Genomic DNA, 18,366 nt, shown 5'->3' with positions numbered 1-18,366 from the left:
TTCAGCGCCGCGCCGCGCCCATGGGGCGCGCGGGGTGCGGCGGTCAACGACTTTTCAGGGAAGTTCCATGACGATCCTCGTCACCGGCGGTGCCGGATTCATCGGCAGCAATTTCGTGCTCGACTGGTTCAAGACCTCGGACGAGCCGGTCGTCAACCTCGACGCCCTCACCTACGCGGGCAACCTCGAGAACCTGGCTTCGTTGAAGGACGACGCGCGTCACGTCTTCGTCCAGGGCGACATCTGCGACCGCGCGCTGATCGACCAGTTGCTGGCCACGCACCGCCCGCGCGCCATCGTCCACTTCGCCGCCGAGTCGCACGTCGACCGCTCCATCCACGGCCCCGGCGCCTTCATGCGCACCAACGTCGAAGGCACATTCACGCTGCTCGAGGCGGCGCGCGCCTACTGGACCGGGCTGGAGGCTCAGGCCAAGGCCGGGTTCCGTTTCCAGCACGTCTCCACCGACGAGGTCTACGGCTCGCTGAAGGCCGAGGATCCGCCCTTCGCCGAAACGAATCCGTACGAGCCCAACAGCCCCTACTCCGCGTCCAAGGCGGCCAGCGATCACCTGGTGCGCGCCTGGCACCACACCTACGGCCTGCCGGTGGTCACCACCAACTGCAGCAACAACTACGGCCCGTATCACTTCCCCGAGAAGCTGATCCCGCTGATGATCGTCAACGCCCTCGCGGGCAAGCCGCTGCCCGTCTATGGCGACGGCCAGCAGATCCGCGACTGGCTCTACGTCACCGACCACTGCTCGGGCATCCGCGCGGTGCTGACCGGCGGCGCGCTCGGCGAGACCTACAACATCGGCGGCTGGAACGAGAAGGCCAACATCGACATCGTGAAGACGGTGTGCGCGCTGCTCGACGAGCTGCGGCCCGATCCCGCCGGCCCCTACGCGCGGCTGATCACCTACGTCACGGACCGCCCCGGCCATGACCGCCGCTACGCGATCGACGCGCGCAAGATCGAGCGCGAGCTGGGCTGGCGTCCCGCCGAGACCTTCGAGACCGGCATCCGCAAGACCGTGCAGTGGTACCTCTCGAACGAGGACTGGGTCGCGCGCGTGCAGTCTGGCGCGTATCGCGAGTGGGTGTCCAAGCAGTACGGCGCCTGAGCGGGCGCGGGAGACATGGGCATGAAGATCCTGCTGCTCGGCAAGAACGGCCAGCTCGGCTGGGAACTGCAGCGCGCGCTGGCGCCGCTGGGCGAACTGGTCGCGCTGGACCGGCGCGACGGCGGCGACCTCGCTGACAGCGAGGCGCTGCGCGCGACGCTGCGCCGCATCGCGCCGGACGTCATCGTCAATGCGGCCGCCTACACCGCCGTCGACAAGGCCGAGAGCGAGCCCGAGGCGGCGCGTCAGATCAACGCGCTGGCCACCGGCGTGCTGGCCCAGGAGGCCAAGGCCCTTGGCGCGCTGCTGGTGCACTACTCGACCGACTACGTCTTCGACGGCGCCGGCCAGGACTGGCGCTTCGAGGACGCGCCCACCGGACCGCTCAGCGTCTATGGCCGCACCAAGCTCGAAGGCGAGCAGCTGATCGCCGCGGCCGGCGCCGACGCGCTGGTGCTGCGCACCAGCTGGGTCTACGCGGCGCGTGGCGGCAACTTCGCCAAGACCATGCTGCGGCTCGCCTCGGAGCGCGACCAGTTGAAGGTGGTGGCCGACCAGATCGGCGCTCCCACCGGCGCGGACCTGCTCGCCGACGTCAGCGCGCACATGATCCGCGCGGCGCTGAAGGACCGCGCGCTGTGCGGCACCTACCACGCGGTCGCCAGCGGCGAGACCAGCTGGCATGCCTATGCCCGCCACGTGCTCACGCGCGCGCGGGACAAGGGCGTGGCGCTCAAGGTCCAGCCCGAACAGGTCGAGGCGCTGCCGAGCAGCGCCTACCCGACGCCGGCGCCGCGGCCGCTGAACTCGCGCCTGGACAACCACAAGCTGCAGGACCGCTTCGGTCTGGTGCTGCCGCACTGGCAGACCGGCGTGGACCGGCTGCTCGACGAGATCCTGTGAACGGAGACAGCACGATGGGCAACGACACCCGCAAGGGCATCATCCTGGCCGGCGGCTCCGGCACCCGGCTGCACCCGGCGACGCTGGCCATCAGCAAGCAGCTGCTGCCGGTCTACGACAAGCCGATGGTCTATTACCCGCTCAGCACGCTGATGCTGGCCGGCATGCGCGACATCCTGCTGATCAGCACGCCACAGGACCTGCCGCGTTTCGAGGCGCTGCTGGGCGACGGCTCGCGCTGGGGCATCAACCTCCAGTACTGCGTGCAGCCCAGTCCGGACGGCCTGGCGCAGGCCTTCATCCTGGGCAAGGACTTCATCGGCGGCGCGCCCAGCGCGCTGGTGCTGGGCGACAACATCTTCTACGGCCACGACTTCGCCGGCCTGCTGGACAGCGCCGACGCGCAGACCGCGGGCGCGACGGTCTTCGCTTACCACGTGCATGACCCCGAGCGCTATGGCGTCGTCGAGTTCGACGGCGGCCAGCGCGCCATCAGCATCGAGGAAAAGCCCAAGGCGCCCAAGAGCCATTACGCGGTGACCGGGCTGTACTTCTACGACCGGCAGGTCTGCGACATCGCCGCCGACATCACGCCCAGCCCGCGCGGCGAGCTCGAGATCACCGACGTCAACGCCCGCTACCTGGCGCAGCAGCAGCTGCGCGTGGAGATCATGGGCCGCGGCTACGCGTGGCTGGACACCGGCACGCACGACAGCCTGATGGAAGCGGGCCAGTTCATCGCGACGCTGGAGAAGCGCCAGGGCCTGAAGGTCGCCTGCCCGGAGGAGATCGCCTTCCGCAAGGGCTGGATCACGGCCGAACAGCTCGAGAAACTCGCGCAGCCCATGCTGAAGAACGGATATGGCCAGTACCTGATGCAGGTGCTCAAGGAGAAGGTGTTCTGATGAATGTGATCCCGACCGCGCTGCCCGAGGTGCTGATCATCGAGCCGAAGGTCTTCGGCGACGCGCGCGGCTTCTTCATGGAAAGCTGGACCGAGCCCAAGTTCAACGCCGCCTGCGGCTACGACGTGCGCTTCGTCCAGGACAACCATTCGCGCTCGGCCAAGGGCGTGCTGCGCGGCCTGCATTTCCAGCTGCCGCCGCACGCGCAGGGCAAGCTGGTGCGCTGCACCAGCGGCGCGGTGTTCGACGTCGCCGTCGACATGCGCCGCGCCAGCCCCAACTTCGGCAAGTGGGCCGGCGTGGAGCTGACCGGCGAGAACCACCGCCAGCTCTGGATACCGCCCGGCTTCGCCCATGGCTTCCTGGTGCTGAGCGACACGGCCGACTTCCTCTACAAGACCACCGACCTGTACGCGCCGCAGGCCGAGGGCTCGGTGCGCTGGGACGATCCGGCCATCGGCATCGAGTGGCCTCGGCTGGACGTCGCGTTCAAGCTGGCGGACAAGGACGCCCAGGCGCCCCTGTTCGCCGACGCGAAGTCCTTCGACTGAGCCGCTGATGGCCGCGCCGCTGCTGCACCTGATCGCCGGCGCGCGGCCGAACTTCATGAAGCTCGCACCGCTGGTGCGGGCGCTGCGCGCGGACGGCCGGCTGGCCTGGCGGCTGATCCACACCGGCCAGCACCACGACGCCGCGATGAGCGGCGTGTTCTTCGACGAACTGGGGCTGCCCCCGCCGGACGTTTCGCTGGACTGCCACGGCGGCGGTCATGCGCAGTTGACCGCGCGGATCATGCAGGCCTATGAGCCGCACGTGATCGCGGACCGGCCCGGCGCCTGCGTCGTGGTTGGCGACGTCGACTCGACGCTGGCCTGCGCGCTGACGGCGCGCAAGCTGGGCGTGCCGGTCGCGCACGTCGAGGCCGGGCTGCGCAGCGGCGACATGACGATGCCGGAGGAGATCAACCGCCGCGCCACCGACGCGATCGCCGACTGGCTGTTCACCACCGAACCCAGCGCCGCGGCCCATCTGCGCCGCGAGGGTCATCCGGACCACCGCATCGCCGAGGTCGGCCATGTGATGGTCGACAACCTGCTGTTCCAGATCGGCCGGCTCGATGCCGGCGACGCGGAGGCACGCGCCGCCGAGGCCGCGGCGCGCGGCGCGCTCCAGGCAGCGGGCGCCGCGGACCCGGCGGGCCTCCTTGCCGGCCGGTTCGGCGTCGTCACGCTGCACCGCCCCGCCAATGTCGACGAGCCGGCGCAGCTCGCCGCGCTGATGGGCGCGCTGGGCGCGCTCGCGGCCCGGCTGCCGCTGCTCTTCCCGGTGCATCCGCGCACGCGGGCACGGCTGGATGCGCTCGGACTCGCACCCGCGCCGGGCCTGCACCTGCTGCCACCCCTCCCCTATCGGCCTTTCCTGGCCCTGTGGCGCCACGCCACGCTGGTGCTGACCGACAGCGGCGGGCTGCAGGAAGAAACGACCGCGCTCGGCATTCCCTGCCTGACCGTGCGCGACAACACCGAGCGGCCCGTCACGGTCGAGCTCGGCACCAACCAGATCGCCGGCACCGACCCGGCGCGCGTGCTGGCGCTCGCCGCCCAGCGCCTCGACGCGCTGGAAGCCGCCCGCGGCCAGCCTCATCCGGTGAGCCGCCCGCCGATGTGGGACGGCCAGGCCGCCGCCCGTATCGTGGGCCGGCTCGCCGGCGACCTGCTCCGCTGATCGCGCCCCCCGAAACGCGGGGGCGGCGCCGGCGGGCCGTTTACAAGTCGCCAACACCCCCTTCGTGCGATCAACGTACAGTTACGTTCTTCACCGAGAGGCACGGCAGAGGCCTCCGACGCAGAGGAGGACTCCCATGGACGCATCCATCGCGCCGCCCGCGAAGGCGGGCGCCCGTGCCGGCATCGTCGGCGCGGCGGACATCGACCTCGACCGGGTGCGTGCCACGCTGATGGTGCTGGGCATTGCTCTGCACGCGGCGGACGTCTTCCTGACCACCGGCGACTGGCTGGTCGCGGACCCGCATCGCAGCGCCGGCTTCGACGCGCTGGTCGCGCTGATCCACAGCTTCCGGGTGCCCGGTTTCTTCCTGCTCTCCGGCCTGTTCTTCGCGGGCAGCCTGGCGCGCCACGGCGCCCCCGACCTGCTGATGCGCCAGCTGCTGCGCCTGGGCCTGCCACTGCTCACCTGCTGGGTGCTGCTCAATGGCGCGCAGCAGGCGCTGCTGGCCTGGCATCGCGGCGCGGACGCCTGGGCGGCGGCGCTTGCGTCCGCGCCGATGTATCACCTCTGGTTCCTGTACGACCTGCTGATCCTGAACCTGCTGGTGCTGGCCGGCGTCACGCTGCGGCGCGGCCCCGCGACGCGCCGCGAGCGCCGGGAGCACCGCACGACCCAGAACTCCCGCACGCCCGGGCCGCTGCGGCGCGCGTGCACGCGCGTGATGACGGCGCTCGGCAGCCAGGGGCCCGCTCACTGGCTGACCGTCGCGCTGTGCGGCGCGCTGCTGAGCCATGCGCTGCTCGTCGCCGTCCGCCTCACCGGCGTCGCCTACGTCGAAGGCCCGGGTGGCGTCTCGCTGTTCAGCTTGGCCTTCCAGGCGCCGATGTTCCTGGCGGGCCTGGCCTTCTCGCGCCGGCCTGCCTGGCTGGCGGTCTGGCTGCGCACACCGGTGTGGCTGCTGCCGCTGGCCGCCGTCGCCTCGAGCTGGGGCGACGGCGCCAGCGACACGCTCGCCAGCGCGCTGGCGCGCGAAGCGGCACTGGCCGTTCAACTGCTGGGGATCTGGATCGCCACCGGCGCGGCCGTCGGCGGCCTGGGGCGGCTGCGCCGCGGCGCCGCGCGCAGCCGGGCCGGGCGGATGCTCTCGGAGGCCAGCTACACGATCTTCCTGGTCCATCACCTGGTGGTGGTCGCGCTGGCCCTGCTGCTGCTGCCGCACGACTGGCCGGCGCTGCTGAAGTTCGCCTTCATCGCCGCCGGCACGCTGGCGCTGAGCCTGGCCTTCCACCACTGGCTGGTGCGGCCTTTCGCCACGATGCGGCTGCTGCTGAATGGGCGCGGCGCCTCGCCGGCCGAAGAGCACAGGACCGCGGCCACGCCGGGCCGCGCCTGAATCGCCCCTGAAGCGCCCCTGAAGCGCGCCATGGCGCGGCGCATGAAGCGGCGGCCCGGCCTCAGGCCGGACGCGCCGCCGGTCCCCCTTACTGCGTGTCCAGCGCCGGGAAGCCCTTGACCAGGTCGTCGATCGCCTTGACCTGCTGCAGGAAGGGCTTGAGCTGCGACAGCCGCAGCGCGCTGGGGCCGTCGCACAGCGCTTTCTCGGGATCGGGATGGGCCTCGAGGAACAGGCCCGCCAGGCCCACCGCCATGCCGGCGCGGGCCAGCTCGGTGACCTGGCCGCGGCGGCCGCCCGAGGCGGCGGCGCCGGACTCGCGCTGCTGCAGCGCATGGGTCACGTCGAAGATCACCGGCTTGCCGCCGCTGACCTGCTTCATCACGCCAAAGCCCAGCATGTCCACGACCAGGTTGTCGTAGCCGAACTGCGCGCCGCGGTCGCACAGCATCACGTTCGGGTTACCGCCTTCCTCGAACTTCTCGACGATGTTCTTCATCTGCGGCGGGCTGACGAACTGCGGCTTCTTGATGTTGATCACACGGCCCGTCTTCGCCAGCGCGATCACCAGATCGGTCTGGCGCGCCAGGAAGGCCGGCAGCTGCAGCACGTCGCAGACGGCGCCGACCTCGGCGGCCTGGAAGGGTTCGTGCACGTCGGTCAGCACCGCCACGCCATGGGCCTTCTTGACCGCCTCGAAGATCTTCAGCCCGGCGTCCAGCCCGGGGCCGCGGTAGCTCTTGATCGACGAGCGGTTGGCCTTGTCGAACGAGGCCTTGAAGACGTAGGGGATGCCCAGTTCCCGGGTCACCCGCAGGTATTCGCCGCACACGTCGACGGCGAACTGTTCCGACTCCAGCACGTTGACGCCGCCAAACAGCACGAACGGCTTGGCGTTGTCCACCACGATGTCATTGATCTTGACCATCTCGTTTTCTTTCCCCTCTGGCGAAGGCGGGCAGTATCCCACAGCGTTCCTGGCGCCCCGCCGGCGTCCCCGGGACACGGGTCCGGCCCTGTCGGGGAATCGCTGACATTCCCCTCAGCGGACCGCCTTCCGCATTTTCGTGCGATGTCCGGGTTTTGAATCCGAATATCGAACGGGGTATGTCAGCGCACCCCTTGGAGTATGTAACGGGAGGCAATAACCCCTTGGTTCGAGACATCCGGGGGCTTGTCAATCCTCGACCCGGATGTTTCAAACGGTACGCCTCCGCCAGCGCCGAATATTCCCGGAATACCCCCCGCACGCCCGCCCTTGCCCCTGGAAAAACGGCCCCTCGGGTCCGCATACTGACTCATGGCCGCAACACCTGCCCAAGCAAGGGCGAATGAAGCGGCACATATCCGGGGTGCCTACATCCAGTAACAAGAACCCCGCCCGATACCGGCTCGCACCGGATTGGCGCGGAAGAAGAAGAGATACCGGCATTAACTCGTCAACGCGTTCCCACGCATTTCAGCAGTTCGAAATCCTCATGACGACTTATTCTTCTTCCCGATTCGGAATTTCCGCTGGCCTGAACGCCTGCGCCCTGGCCGCCGCGCTGCTGGCCGGTTGCGGCGGCGGTGGCGGCGGCACGGCGGCAGACGCCGCCACGGCGTCGCTGGAAACGCCGCCGACCGCGGCCTCGGCGCCGGTCTCGATCGCGGCCGCCCCGTCGGCGCCCGCCAGCGAAGCGGTGGCCGGCGTCTCGGCCCTGGCCACCGACACGGTGGCCCGTACCGCCGCGGTGACGGCGGCGTTCTGCTCGGCCGGCGACTTCGGCAGCTTCAAGCGCCCGTTCAGCCCGGATTCGCCGTGGAACAGCCGCCCGGTGTCGCCGGTGCTGGGCAGCGCCACCATCCCGACCGCGCAGTACACACCGTCCGTCGCCTCGGGCGCCTGGTCGACCGCGGCCTTCGAAGGCACCGCCGGCGATCCGCCGATGGTGATCACGGGCTCGACCTCGCAAGGCATCTGGGATCCGGACAGCGAAATCTACCGCCCCAGCGTCACCATCGCCCACTGGCCGGCCGCGACCACGCCGGCCACCGGCACCGACGGCCATGCCGAGGTGGTCGACACCACCTCGGGCGTCGTGCATTCGTTCTGGGGCCTGAAGCAGGTCAACGGCGCCTGGGTCGCGCGCCAGTACGCCTGGACGCCGCTGGCGGGCCGGGGCATGGGCGATCCGTCGCACTACTACCAGGGCGCGCGCGCCGCGGGTGTCTCGACGCTGGGCGGCCTGATCCGCATCGGCGAGGACGTCGACGGCGACACCATGTACCGCCACGCGCTGGCGATGTCGCTGGACGCGACCGGCCTGAGCGCCGCGCCGACCTACCGCTTCCCGGCGACCTCCGCCGACAGCAACGCGGCGACCACCAACAGCGGCCAGATCCCGATGGGCTCGCTGATGATGCTGCCGCCGTCCTTCGACGCGCAGGCGCTGGCCACGCCGGAGCTGCGCAAGGTCGCGGAGACGCTCAAGGCCTACGGCGCCTACGTCGTGGACCGCAACACCGGCACGCCCTTCGTGATCTACGTCGAGATCGGCGCCGACTTCAAGCTGCACCGCAATGGCTGGAGCAACGCCACCGCCAACGACCTGAACCTGATGCGCGCCGCGATGCGGCCGGTCAGCAGCGCGGCGGGCTGGATCGACGGCAACGGCAATGCCTCGTCGACGGTCACCAGCACGGCGCTGAACCTGCTGTCGATGCGCGGCGCCTGGTGGCGCACCAAGGGCACGGTCAGCGGCGATTTCGACACCTGGCGCCAGGCGCTGGTGTTCCCCGCCACGACCACCCAGATCGAGCAGGCCAATGCCACGGGCCGGGCGATGAACCCCGTCACCTGGGCCACGCCGGCGGTGGGCGACACCTTCAGGCTGGACGTCGGCGCCACGGGCGGCGCCTCGTTCCGGATGGTCATCGCGGACAAGGCCAGCGGCGCCACCGTCTACGACAGCGGCTACCTGAGCGACGGCCAATCCACCACGCTGGTGTGGCCGAACGTGGCGACCTACAAGGTCACCACCTGGGCGCGCAGCGGGGTGGACAACGTCGAGTCGACCGTGCGCCCAACGCTGGTCAAGACCGGCGGCCCGGCCGGCAGCGTCTGCGCCGGGTGATCAGGCGGCCGGCCGCGGACGCGCGCCGCGGCTGAATCAGGCGGTCGGCCGCGGCGGCGCGCCGCGGCTGAATCAGGCGGTCGGCCGCGGCAGCGCGCCGCGGCCGATGGCGTGATGCTCGATGCCCAACATCGCCATCGTCGCCGGCTCGTACAGGTTGCGGCCGTCGAAGACCACCGGCTGCGTCAGGTCCGCCTTGATGCGGTCGAAGTCCGGGGTGCGGAACTCCTTCCACTCCGTGATGACGATCAGCGCGTCCGAGCCGCTCAGCGCGTGCTCGGCGCGCTCGCAGAAGCTGACGCCAGGCACCTGGCTCAGCAGCTTGGCGGCCTCGCCCATCGCGACCGGGTCGTAGGCCGCCACCGCGGCGCCGCGCCGCGCCAATTCCTCCACCACCACCAGCGACGGCGCCTCGCGCATGTCGTCGGTGTTGGGCTTGAAGGCCAGGCCCCACAGCGCGAAGCGCTTGCCGCTCAGGTCCTGGCCGAAGCGCGCCACCACCTTGTCGACCAGCACCAGCTTCTGGCGCTCGTTGGCCTCCTCGACGGCGTTCAGCACCTTCAGGTCCTGGCCATGCTCCCGGCCGGTGCGCACCAGCGCCTTGACGTCCTTGGGGAAGCACGAGCCGCCATAGCCGGCGCCCGCGTACAGGAACTGGTAGCCGATGCGCGGATCGGAGCCGATGCCGCGGCGCACCAGCTCGATGTCGGCGCCGACCTTCTCGGCCAGCAGCGCCAGCTCGTTCATGAAGCTGATGCGGGTGGCCAGCATCGCGTTGGCGGCGTACTTGGTGAATTCGGCGCTCTTGACGTCCATCACCATCAGCCGGTCGTGGCTGCGGGTGAAGGGCGCGTACAGCGCGCGCATCATCAGCGTGGCCTGCTCGTCGTCGGAGCCGACGATGATGCGGTCCGGCTTCATGAAGTCCTCCAGCGCCGCGCCCTCCTTGAGGAACTCCGGATTGGAGACGACCGCGAAGTTCAGGTCCACGCCGCGCTCGGCCAGCGCCTGGGCGATCGCGCCGCGCACCTTGTCGGCGGTGCCCACCGGCACGGTGCTCTTGTCGACGACGACCTTGTAGTCGGTCATGCGCTCGCCGATCGAGCGCGCCGCGGCCAGCACGTACTGCAGGTCGGCCGAGCCGTCCTCGCCCGGCGGCGTGCCCACCGCGATGAACAGCAGCGTGCCGTGCGCGACGGCGGCGTCCACGTCGGTGGTGAACTGCAGCCGGCCGGCGGCGCGGTTGCGTGACACGACCGCATCCAGGCCCGGCTCGTGGATGGGGATGCCCCCGTCGTTGAGCACCTGGATCTTGTCGGGATTCACGTCCAGGCAGACCACGTGGTTGCCCATCTCGGCCAGGCAGGCGCCGGTCACGAGGCCGACGTAGCCGGTACCGATGGTCGTCACTTTCATTCGTTCTCTCCAGCTCGTGGGCGGTGGCGGCCAGGATGCCGCCGGATGGCGGTCCTCAGACCTTGTAGTAGTCGCGGTACCACGCGACGAAGCGGCGGATGCCCTCGGGCACCGGCATCGCGGGACGGAAGCCGGTCCAGGCGGCCAGTTCCTCGACATCGGCATGCGTGGCCGGCACGTCGCCGTCCTGCAGCGGCAGCAGCTCCTTGACCGCCTCGCGGCCGATGGCCTGCTCGATCGCGCCGATGAAGTCCATCAGCGGGATCGGGTCGTGGTTGCCGATGTTGAAGACGCGATAGGGGGCGCTCGAGCGCGCCGGATCGGCGGTCGCGGGATCGTAGGCGGGGTCGGCCGTGGCCGCGCGGTCCAGCACCCGCACCACGCCCTCGGCGATGTCGTCGATGTAGGTGAAGTCGCGGATCATCTTCCCGTGGTTGAAGACCTTGATCGGCTCGCCCGCCAGGATCGCCTTGGTGAACAGGAACAGCGCCATGTCCGGCCGGCCCCAGGGCCCGTAGACGGTGAAGAAGCGCAGGCCCGTGGTCGGCAGATTGAACAGATGGCTGTAGGTGTGGGCCATCAGCTCGTTGGCCTTCTTGGTCGCGGCGTACAGGCTGACCGGATGGTCGACGCCGTGATGCTCGCTGAACGGCATGTGCGTGTTGCCGCCGTAGACGCTGGAGCTGGACGCGTAGGCCAGGTGCTGGACGCCGGTGTGGCGGCAGCCCTCGAGGATGTTGGTGAAGCCGACGATGTTGGCGTCGATGTAGGCATGCGGATTGACCAGCGAGTAGCGCACGCCAGCCTGCGCGGCCAGGTGCACGACGCGGTCGAAGCGGTGCTGCTCGAACAGCGCGGCCATGCCGGCGCGGTCGGCCACGTCCATGCGCACGAAGCTGAAACCGGGGTGGCCGGTCAGGCGCGCCAGGCGGGCCTCCTTGAGCGTGGGGTCGTAGTAGTCGTTGACGTTGTCCAGGCCGACGACCTGGTCGCCGCGGACCAGCAGGATCTGGCTCACGTGCATGCCGATGAAGCCGGCGGCGCCGGTGACGAGAACTTTCAAACCTGCTCCCCGGGGGTGAGGCGTTGCGAACGGCGCCGATTCTCACCCAGCCGGATGACTCTGCCGAGACCAGGTCCCCGCTCAATCAGGGGTAAACACGGGAGGCCGGCGGCGCAGCTTCCCCGGGGGCCGTCGCAGCCGGCGCGGCGGGCGGTGGACGCAGCGCGCGCCGGAGCCGCGCCAGGCCCTGGTAGGCCCACTGGGGCAACCGGCTCATGCGCAGCAGGCGGCGGCGCTCGGCGGCGAAGGCCTCGGTGAGGCAGGCCTGGAGCACGGCGCGGCCGGCGGCCTTGTCGCCCCACTTGATCTGATGATGGGCGTGCGAGATGCGGAAGAAGTTGTGGAACTCCTCCATGTCGGCGCCGGCCTGGACCGCCTCCGGATGGGCGCGGCGCCAGGCTTCGCCGGTGTCGAAGAAGACATAGCGCGCCGGCGGCGCATGGCGCACCAGGGCGCGGTCGTCGCCGTCGGCGTGATAGCAGGCGCCGGGCCGGGGATCGAAGGCGATGGGGCCGCGGAACAGCAGCCGGATCCAGGTGTCCAGGTCCTCGCCCAGGCGCACGCCGACCGGGAAGCCGCCCGAGGCGAGCAGCGCCCCCTTGTCCACCATCACCGCCGAGGAGCACACTGGCGAGCCCCGCAGCGCAATGCGATAGAAGTTCTCCGGCGTCAGCAGCAGCGGGGGCCCGGTCTCGGGGCGCACGCCGGGCGTGCGGCGGCCGCCGGCCTCGACGATCTCGTAGTTCGCGGCCCAGGCCACCGCGGCGGGATAGGCCAGCCGCAGGCGCCACAGGCGCTCGAGGTGGTCGGGGTACCAGGCGTCGTCCGCGTCGACGAAGGCCACCAGCGGGCAGCGCGCCAGCGCCACGCCCTGGTTGCGCGCCGCCGACACGCCGGCGTTGGCCTGCCGGTGCAGCCGCACCCGAGGGTCGCTGCAGGCCGCGGCCACGGCGGGGCCGCCATCGGTGGAGCCGTCGTCCACGACGACGACCTCGATGTCGCGCACCGTCTGCGCCAGCACCGACTCCAGCGTGCGGGCGATCTGGCCCTGCTTGTTGTAGAGCGGGATGACGACGGACAGGCGGGGAGCTTCGGTCGTGGCGGCCATGACGGTCCCGGCAGCGAGGCAACGCGACACCGGGCGCCCGTGAACCCGGAGGAAGGACGTCCGCGCTCCCCATCATCGATCACGGGTGCGGAGAGCTGCCCCGGACTGGTGCCGGAGCGTCGGCCAGACGCCCCAAAAATGCTAGTGCCGCACCAACACGGTGTCAGGCCGCTGCTGTCCCCGAAGCAGGGCTCCGCGCGGCCGCTTCAGCGAGGGACGGGCGCGCGGCGCGTCGTCCCGCCGTCACTGGTTCGGCACCGGGAGTTCGCGCCGGCGCAGGCCGGTGCCGGCGAGCCGCTCGCGCCAGGCCCGCGGCAGCTCGAAGAGCGCCATCCCGGCGCGTCCCTGGACCGCCTGCCAGAGCCACAGCGGCAGGCAGGTGCCGGCGGCGACGCCGGCGATCAGATGAAGCGCGGGGCTGCTGATGCCCAGGCCCTTGAGGAGCACGATGCGCACGCCGCTCGCGATCAGGATGTGGGCCAGGAAGATCGCGATCGAGGCGCGGCCCAGCACCGCCAGTCCGTGGCCGGCGCGGGTCGAGGCGATCACGAGCGCGAGCCAGACGGCCGCCGACATGCCCAGCGTGGCCGCGGCGACCCGGAGCAGGCGCGGCCACTCGGCGCCCAGCGGCTGCAGCGCCGCCAGTGCGATGGCGGCGGCCAGCGCGCCCGCCAGCGCGAGCCGCGCCACGGCCGCGGCGGCCAGGCCGCTCGCGCCCAGCCAGGCGCCGGCGGCGAAGTACATCAGGTGGCTGGCCACCAGCGCCGCCGGCATCGGCCAGTCGCGCTGCTGCAGCGCCAGCAACAGCGCGCCGGTCAGCGTCAGCGCGGCCACGCCCGCCTTCGGATGCCGCGCGCACATCGCCACCGCGATCACGCTCATCAGGAACAGCGCGTACAGGAACCAGAACTGCGCCCGCGGCGCCCAGCCCAGCGCGAGCACCTCGGACAGCGTCAGCGGCTGGCTGGTCCAGCGCGACATCAGCAGCTCGACGCCGCCCTGCAACAGCGACCACAGCACGTAGGGATAGAGCACCGTCGCCACCCGCGTGGCGAGGAAGTCGCGCGGGCCGCGCCGCGTCAGCGAGCCGACGAAGAACCAGCCCGACAGCAGGAAGAACAGCGGCATGTGGAAGGCGTAGACCGCCGCGTCCAGCGTCGCGAACCACTGGCGGTCCATCGGCACGCCGCCGTTGACCAGGCCGCGCGCCACGTGGCCGTAGACCACCAGCAGGATGCCCAGGCCCTTGGCGGCGTCCACCCACTCGGAGCGCGCCGCCTGCCCGGGCCGCGCCGCTTCAGCGCGCATCCAGCACCTCGCGCTTGCGCAGGCCTTGTTCCTGCTTGAGCTTCAGATAATGCCGGCCCTCGTCGACCATGGCCTGGAAGGCCGCCATGTCGCGCGTGCCGATCTGCACCGCCGGATTGCCGCCCAGGATCGCCCCCGGCGGGTGCGACTTGGTGACGACCGCGCCGGCGCCGACGATGGTGCCCTCGCGCAGCGTCACGCCGGGAAGGATCATCGCCCGCATGCCGACCCAGACGAAGCGCTCGATGGTCACCGGCCGCAGCAGGTCGACTTCGTCGTACGGGACCATCGTCGCGCCCTTGTAGCGATGCATCGAGGTCATCACCGCCACGCCGGGGGCGAAGATGACGTGATCGCCGATCGTCAGGCCGCCCTGGCCGTTGAAGTAGCCGCCGCCCTCGATGTGCACGTGGTGGCCGAGCGTGATGCGCTCGGGGAACACGAAGTCGTTGCGGCCGGCGATGCCGCAGCCGTCGCCGCGCGCCTTGAACGCGATCGGCGCCGCCGGCCGTCCCAGCAGCCGACGCACCAGTGTCGAAAGCCTTCCCATCACATCGATCTCCGTTGTCCGTTCAAGCGGCCCGCCCGAGCTTGCCGCGCAGCTTGCCCAGCACCGCCTCCCGGTCCGCGCGGCGCAGGAACACCGTCCACAGCAGCAGCGCGCCGGCGGCGCCCACGCCGCAGCCGCACAGCGCCAGCGCCGGCCAGGAGCCCGGCGCCGCCAGGCGCGACACCGCCAGCGACGCCAGGAACACCAGCGTGGCCATGGCCAGGATGGGCAGCGCCTCGCGCGCGAAGGTCCACCACGGCCGCGACAGGATGTGCGCGGCGTACAGCGGCGTGAACACCAGGTTGCGCAGCAGCAGCACCAGCCCCCCGGCGATGGCGATGCCGTACAGCCCCCAGGTCCTGGCCATCGCGATGGCCAGGACCAGGTTCACCACGCCCGCCACCACCTGCAGGATGCCGGGCACCTTCACGTGGTTGGTGGCCAGGCTGACGTTGTGCAGCGGCAGATAGGCCAGGTTGAGCGCCAGGTGGGCCGTGGCCAGGACCATCACGCCCCACAGCGGCGCGAAGGCCGGCCCCAGCCACACCTGCAGGATCGATTCCGAGAAGCCGCACACGATGCCGATCGGGATGGCCATCACCAGTCCGAGGTGACGCACCGACGCGCGGGCGTACTCGATCATCTCGTCCAGCCGGCCCTGCGCATGCAGCGTCAGCACCGTCGGCCCGAACACGCCCGACACCACCAGCGCGAAGTTGCGCAGCAGCATCGACCACTGCAGCACCAGCGCGTACTGCCCGCCCGCGGCGGCGCCGACCACCTTGTTGGCCACCAGCAGGTCGATGTTGATCAGCAGCAGCGTGCCGATCTGGCTGATGAAGATCCAGCCGCCGGTGCCGCCCATCTCCTTGACCAGCGGCCAGGAGAACTCGCCCGGACGCGGCCGCAGCGCGGGCGCCAGCCGGCGCGCGGCCACGATGACCACGGCGATCGTGGCCAGCGCGGCGCACAGCACGCTGGCGCCGACATGCCACAGCCGCGGCGCGGTCAGCTGGAACAGCGCCACCACGACGGCCACGCGCGCCACCAGCCCGAGGATGTTGCCCAGGTTCTGCAGGTCGAAGCGGTTGCGGCTGTAGACCACCGACTGGAAGGGCGTGCCCAGCGTGGTCACCGCCAGCCCGCCCACCGTCAGGAAGAACAGCCAGCCGGCATCGCGCTCCCAGCCGGCCGGCACCTCGATCCAGTGGGCGATCTGGCTCAGCAGCGGCAGTCCCAGCACGCACATGAGCAGGCCGACCAGCGCCGACGCCCACAGCGACGAATTGAAGATGCCGTTGGCCCGCGCGTCGTCGCCGCTGCTCATCGCCACGGTGAGGTGGCGCCCCACCGCCGCGTTCAGGCCCGCGGTGATCACGTTGAAGTAGCCCGCCACCGTCACGGCCAGCGGCACCAGGCCGTAGGCGGCCACGCCGAGTTGATGCACCAGGTAGCGCACCAGCCACAGCGAGACGACGATGTTCAGCGCGAAGAACGCGACATTGCTGACCAGGTTGGCCCCGAGCTTGCCTTGCGACACGGCCTCAGCTCCGGGACGCCTGCGCCGCGGGCGCGCGGCCGCGCAGCGAGGCCAGCAGCCGGCCCAGCGCGCGGTACAGCGGCTGCGGCAGCAGGCTCATGCGCATCAGCCGGTCGCGCTCGGCGGCGAAGGCGCCGGTGCGGCAGCTCTTGAGCACCTCGCGGCCCGCCGCCTTGTCGCCCCACTTGATCTGGTGATGGGCATGGGCCAGGCGGAAGAAATCGTGGAAGGCCTCGATGTCCTGCGCCACCTGCGTGGCCTCGGGATGGGCGCGCATCCAGGCCTCGTCGGTGTCGAAGAACACGTAGCGCGCCGGCGGCGGGTTGCGCACCAGCGCGCGGTCGTCGCCGTCGGCGTGATAGAAGGCGCCGGGCCGCGCGTCGAAGGCGATCGGGCCCGAGAACAGCAGCCGGATCCAGGTGTCCAGGTCCTCGCCCAGGCGCACGCCGGCCGGGAAGCCGCCGACGCGGCGCAGCGCGTCGCGGTCCACCGCCACCGCCGACGAGAACACCGGCGTGCCATGCCGCGCGATGCGGAAGAAGTTCTCCGGCGTCAGCACCACGCGCGGCTCGGTCACGACCGACACGCCGGGCGTGAGCGTGCCGTCCAGCGCCACCACGTGGTAGTTCATCGCCCAGGCAAGGGTGCCGGGGAAGTCGGCGCGCAGTTGCCACAGGCGCTCGAGGTGGTCGGGATACCAGGCATCGTCGCCATCGAGGAAGGCGACCACGTCCGCGCGCGCCAGCTCGACGCCGCGGTTGCGCGCCACCGACACGCCGCCGTTGGGCTGGCGGTACAGGCGGATGCGCGCGTCGCTCATCGCCGCGACGAGGGCCGGACCGCCGTCCTTGGAGCCGTCGTCGATCACGACGATCTCGAAGTCCTGGAAGGTCTGCGCCTGCACCGAGGCGATCGCGCGGGCGATCTGGCCTTCCTTGTTGTAGAGCGGGATGACGACGGACACGCGGGGCCGCCCGTCGGACGGGGCGGCGGGCATCGGGACAGCGGTCAGCATCAGCGGCGGCCCTCGTGACGTCCTTCGTGACGGCCCTCGTGATAAGGGGCCGCGGTGAAGTTCAGCCGCGCCATCTCGCAGGAGTCCTGGATCGAGCGCGTCCACGGCGGCGCGGCGCGCCCGCCGATGGCCAGCCGGGCGATGCGGCGCGCGGCCTCCATCGGATCCTCGGTCGCATCGCCGACGCGGCCCTCGGCGCGATAGCCGATCTCATCGAGGAAGTCGCCGCACTTGCGGTGGTACTCGACCAGGATGAAGGGCACGCCCGCGGTGTACGCGAGGATGCAGGCGTGCAGCCGCACGCCGAAGATCGCGTCGCAGCGCGCCAGCTCGGCGTAGACGCGCTTCGGGTCGTTGTCGTACGGCAGGCGCTCCACATGCGGGTAGCCGTCCAGCGACGCGATCACCTCGTCGGTGACGGCATCGTCGCCCGAGGCCGCATGGCCGTTGAACACGAAGAAGCGCAGCGCGAAGCCCTCCTGCGCCAGGGCCTTCACCGTCGCCTTGACCGAGGCCACGCGGCGGCGCTCGTTCTCGAGCTTGCCGTTGCCGTAGTAGCGCTCGACGTTGCAGACGCTGACGCCGATCACCGGCCGGCCGGCGGGACGCTCCGGCAGCACCGGCGCGGGCGCATCCTTCATCACGTCCAGCATCAGCAGCGCCGGATCGAAGGCCTGGATCACCGGCGTGTCGACGTTCATCGCCTTGACGATCTCGAACGAGGCACGGTCGCGCACGGCGATGTAGCTCATCTCGCCGATCAGCTTGCGGATCTCGCGCTCGCCCTCGGCGGACTTGAATGGCCCCACCGACACGCCGGCCGCCGCGATCGACTTGCGGCCCACCTTCTGCACCAGCGACTGGCGCAGCAGGTTGACCCACAGCTCCTGCGGCGAGTGCAGCGTCGAGCCGCCGAAATACACCATGTGCCGCGCGCCCAGGCCCGACAGCGTGCGCGACACCGTCTGCTGGCCGGGGTAGCGGCGCTCCACCGGGATGATGGCCTGGGCGGGCTGGCTCAGCACCGGCAGCTCGGTCGCGACGAAGGCCAGCTCGCGCGCACCCCAGTACTTGCGGCTGCCCCAGTCGGCGACGACGCAGAACACGTCGTCGCCGGTGTTGCGGTAGCCGTAATAGCCGTTGAACAGGAAGTCGGTCATGCGGAGTCCGGAAAGAGGATCGGGAAGGCGCGGGC

At 70.9% G+C, this 18,366-nt stretch carries 16 protein-coding genes; 7 read left to right on the top strand and 9 right to left on the bottom strand.

Features of this window, described 5'->3' with window-relative positions; genetic code table 11:
• Nucleotides 1-67: 67 nt before the first annotated feature.
• From rfbB to ABDW61_RS18175, 6 genes are all read left to right on the top strand, one after another.
• Nucleotides 68-1,126: a dTDP-glucose 4,6-dehydratase gene (rfbB, locus tag ABDW61_RS18200; protein ID WP_343640657.1), complete on the top strand. Its 1,059-nt coding sequence runs from the start codon at nt 68-70 to the stop codon at nt 1,124-1,126.
• Nucleotides 1,127-1,147: 21 nt separating this feature from the next.
• The gene (rfbD, locus tag ABDW61_RS18195) at nt 1,148-2,029 is read left to right on the top strand and encodes a dTDP-4-dehydrorhamnose reductase (RefSeq protein ID WP_343640656.1); all 882 of its coding nucleotides are present in this window, start codon (nt 1,148-1,150) and stop codon (nt 2,027-2,029) included.
• A gap of 14 nt (nt 2,030-2,043) precedes the next feature.
• Nucleotides 2,044-2,934 (top strand): glucose-1-phosphate thymidylyltransferase RfbA, encoded by an 891-nt coding sequence (gene rfbA, locus ABDW61_RS18190; protein ID WP_343640655.1) that lies wholly within the window; start codon nt 2,044-2,046, stop codon nt 2,932-2,934.
• Complete coding sequence (gene rfbC, locus ABDW61_RS18185; RefSeq protein ID WP_343640653.1) at nt 2,934-3,485, top strand: dTDP-4-dehydrorhamnose 3,5-epimerase; 552 nt, start codon at nt 2,934-2,936, stop codon at nt 3,483-3,485. Before rfbA ends, rfbC begins: the two co-directional genes overlap by 1 nt.
• A 7-nt stretch (nt 3,486-3,492) precedes the next feature.
• Complete coding sequence (wecB, locus tag ABDW61_RS18180) at nt 3,493-4,659, top strand: UDP-N-acetylglucosamine 2-epimerase (non-hydrolyzing) (RefSeq protein WP_343640652.1); 1,167 nt, start codon at nt 3,493-3,495, stop codon at nt 4,657-4,659.
• A gap of 136 nt (nt 4,660-4,795) precedes the next feature.
• A complete protein-coding gene (locus ABDW61_RS18175) occupies nt 4,796-6,055 on the top strand; it encodes an acyltransferase family protein (protein ID WP_343640651.1) in 1,260 nt (419 codons plus the stop codon).
• A gap of 88 nt (nt 6,056-6,143) precedes the next feature.
• Here ABDW61_RS18175 and kdsA read toward each other — a convergent pair whose 3' ends face one another.
• Nucleotides 6,144-6,983, bottom strand: a complete 840-nt coding sequence (kdsA, locus tag ABDW61_RS18170) for a 3-deoxy-8-phosphooctulonate synthase (RefSeq protein WP_343640649.1) — start codon at nt 6,981-6,983, stop codon at nt 6,144-6,146.
• Between the two features lie 550 nt (nt 6,984-7,533).
• On the opposite strand from kdsA, the gene ABDW61_RS18165 reads away from it, so the two are divergent.
• The gene (locus ABDW61_RS18165; protein ID WP_343640647.1) at nt 7,534-9,171 is read left to right on the top strand and encodes an Atrophin-1 multi-domain protein; all 1,638 of its coding nucleotides are present in this window, start codon (nt 7,534-7,536) and stop codon (nt 9,169-9,171) included.
• 72 nt (nt 9,172-9,243) lie between these two features.
• Here the strand turns inward: ABDW61_RS18165 and ABDW61_RS18160 are convergent, their stop codons facing one another.
• From ABDW61_RS18160 to ABDW61_RS18125, 8 genes are all read right to left on the bottom strand, one after another.
• Complete coding sequence (locus tag ABDW61_RS18160; protein WP_343640646.1) at nt 9,244-10,587, bottom strand: UDP-glucose/GDP-mannose dehydrogenase family protein; 1,344 nt, start codon at nt 10,585-10,587, stop codon at nt 9,244-9,246.
• Nucleotides 10,588-10,642: 55 nt separating this feature from the next.
• On the bottom strand, nt 10,643-11,650 hold the full coding sequence (locus tag ABDW61_RS18155; RefSeq protein WP_343640645.1) for an NAD-dependent epimerase: 1,008 nt from the start codon (nt 11,648-11,650) through the stop codon (nt 10,643-10,645).
• 85 nt (nt 11,651-11,735) lie between these two features.
• Entirely contained in the window at nt 11,736-12,758 is a 1,023-nt protein-coding gene (locus ABDW61_RS18150) for a glycosyltransferase family A protein (protein ID WP_343640643.1), read from the bottom strand.
• A gap of 243 nt (nt 12,759-13,001) precedes the next feature.
• Nucleotides 13,002-14,066 carry an acyltransferase gene (locus tag ABDW61_RS18145; protein ID WP_343640641.1) on the bottom strand — a complete coding sequence of 355 codons (1,065 nt, stop codon included), beginning with the start codon at nt 14,064-14,066 and terminating at the stop codon, nt 13,002-13,004.
• Entirely contained in the window at nt 14,056-14,616 is a 561-nt protein-coding gene (locus ABDW61_RS18140; protein WP_343640639.1) for an acyltransferase, read from the bottom strand. Before ABDW61_RS18140 ends, ABDW61_RS18145 begins: the two co-directional genes overlap by 11 nt.
• Nucleotides 14,617-14,638: 22 nt before the next feature.
• Complete coding sequence (locus ABDW61_RS18135) at nt 14,639-16,156, bottom strand: oligosaccharide flippase family protein (protein ID WP_343640637.1); 1,518 nt, start codon at nt 16,154-16,156, stop codon at nt 14,639-14,641.
• 4 nt (nt 16,157-16,160) lie between these two features.
• On the bottom strand, nt 16,161-17,171 hold the full coding sequence (locus ABDW61_RS18130) for a glycosyltransferase family A protein (protein ID WP_343640635.1): 1,011 nt from the start codon (nt 17,169-17,171) through the stop codon (nt 16,161-16,163).
• On the bottom strand, nt 17,171-18,331 hold the full coding sequence (locus ABDW61_RS18125) for a polysaccharide pyruvyl transferase family protein (protein ID WP_343640634.1): 1,161 nt from the start codon (nt 18,329-18,331) through the stop codon (nt 17,171-17,173). Before ABDW61_RS18125 ends, ABDW61_RS18130 begins: the two co-directional genes overlap by 1 nt.
• Between the last annotated feature and the right edge of the window lie 35 nt (nt 18,332-18,366).

Source organism: Roseateles sp. (assembly GCF_039595595.1).
Classification (GTDB): Bacteria; Pseudomonadota; Gammaproteobacteria; order Burkholderiales; family Burkholderiaceae_C; genus Roseateles.
The sequence above is the reverse complement of the archived record's forward strand: the minus strand, read 5'-3'. Positions and strand labels throughout refer to the sequence as shown.

Coding starts and splice junctions, on each gene's coding strand:
- rfbC (WP_343640653.1), top strand. CDS start 2,934: ATGAATGTGATCCCGACCGCGCTGCCCGAGGTGCTGATCATCGAGCCG.
- ABDW61_RS18145 (WP_343640641.1), bottom strand. CDS start 14,066: ATGCGCGCTGAAGCGGCGCGGCCCGGGCAGGCGGCGCGCTCCGAGTGG.
- kdsA (WP_343640649.1), bottom strand. CDS start 6,983: ATGGTCAAGATCAATGACATCGTGGTGGACAACGCCAAGCCGTTCGTG.
- rfbA (WP_343640655.1), top strand. CDS start 2,044: ATGGGCAACGACACCCGCAAGGGCATCATCCTGGCCGGCGGCTCCGGC.
- rfbD (WP_343640656.1), top strand. CDS start 1,148: ATGAAGATCCTGCTGCTCGGCAAGAACGGCCAGCTCGGCTGGGAACTG.
- ABDW61_RS18160 (WP_343640646.1), bottom strand. CDS start 10,587: ATGAAAGTGACGACCATCGGTACCGGCTACGTCGGCCTCGTGACCGGC.
- ABDW61_RS18165 (WP_343640647.1), top strand. CDS start 7,534: ATGACGACTTATTCTTCTTCCCGATTCGGAATTTCCGCTGGCCTGAAC.
- ABDW61_RS18175 (WP_343640651.1), top strand. CDS start 4,796: ATGGACGCATCCATCGCGCCGCCCGCGAAGGCGGGCGCCCGTGCCGGC.
- rfbB (WP_343640657.1), top strand. CDS start 68: ATGACGATCCTCGTCACCGGCGGTGCCGGATTCATCGGCAGCAATTTC.
- ABDW61_RS18140 (WP_343640639.1), bottom strand. CDS start 14,616: ATGGGAAGGCTTTCGACACTGGTGCGTCGGCTGCTGGGACGGCCGGCG.
- ABDW61_RS18130 (WP_343640635.1), bottom strand. CDS start 17,171: ATGCTGACCGCTGTCCCGATGCCCGCCGCCCCGTCCGACGGGCGGCCC.
- ABDW61_RS18150 (WP_343640643.1), bottom strand. CDS start 12,758: ATGGCCGCCACGACCGAAGCTCCCCGCCTGTCCGTCGTCATCCCGCTC.
- wecB (WP_343640652.1), top strand. CDS start 3,493: ATGGCCGCGCCGCTGCTGCACCTGATCGCCGGCGCGCGGCCGAACTTC.
- ABDW61_RS18125 (WP_343640634.1), bottom strand. CDS start 18,331: ATGACCGACTTCCTGTTCAACGGCTATTACGGCTACCGCAACACCGGC.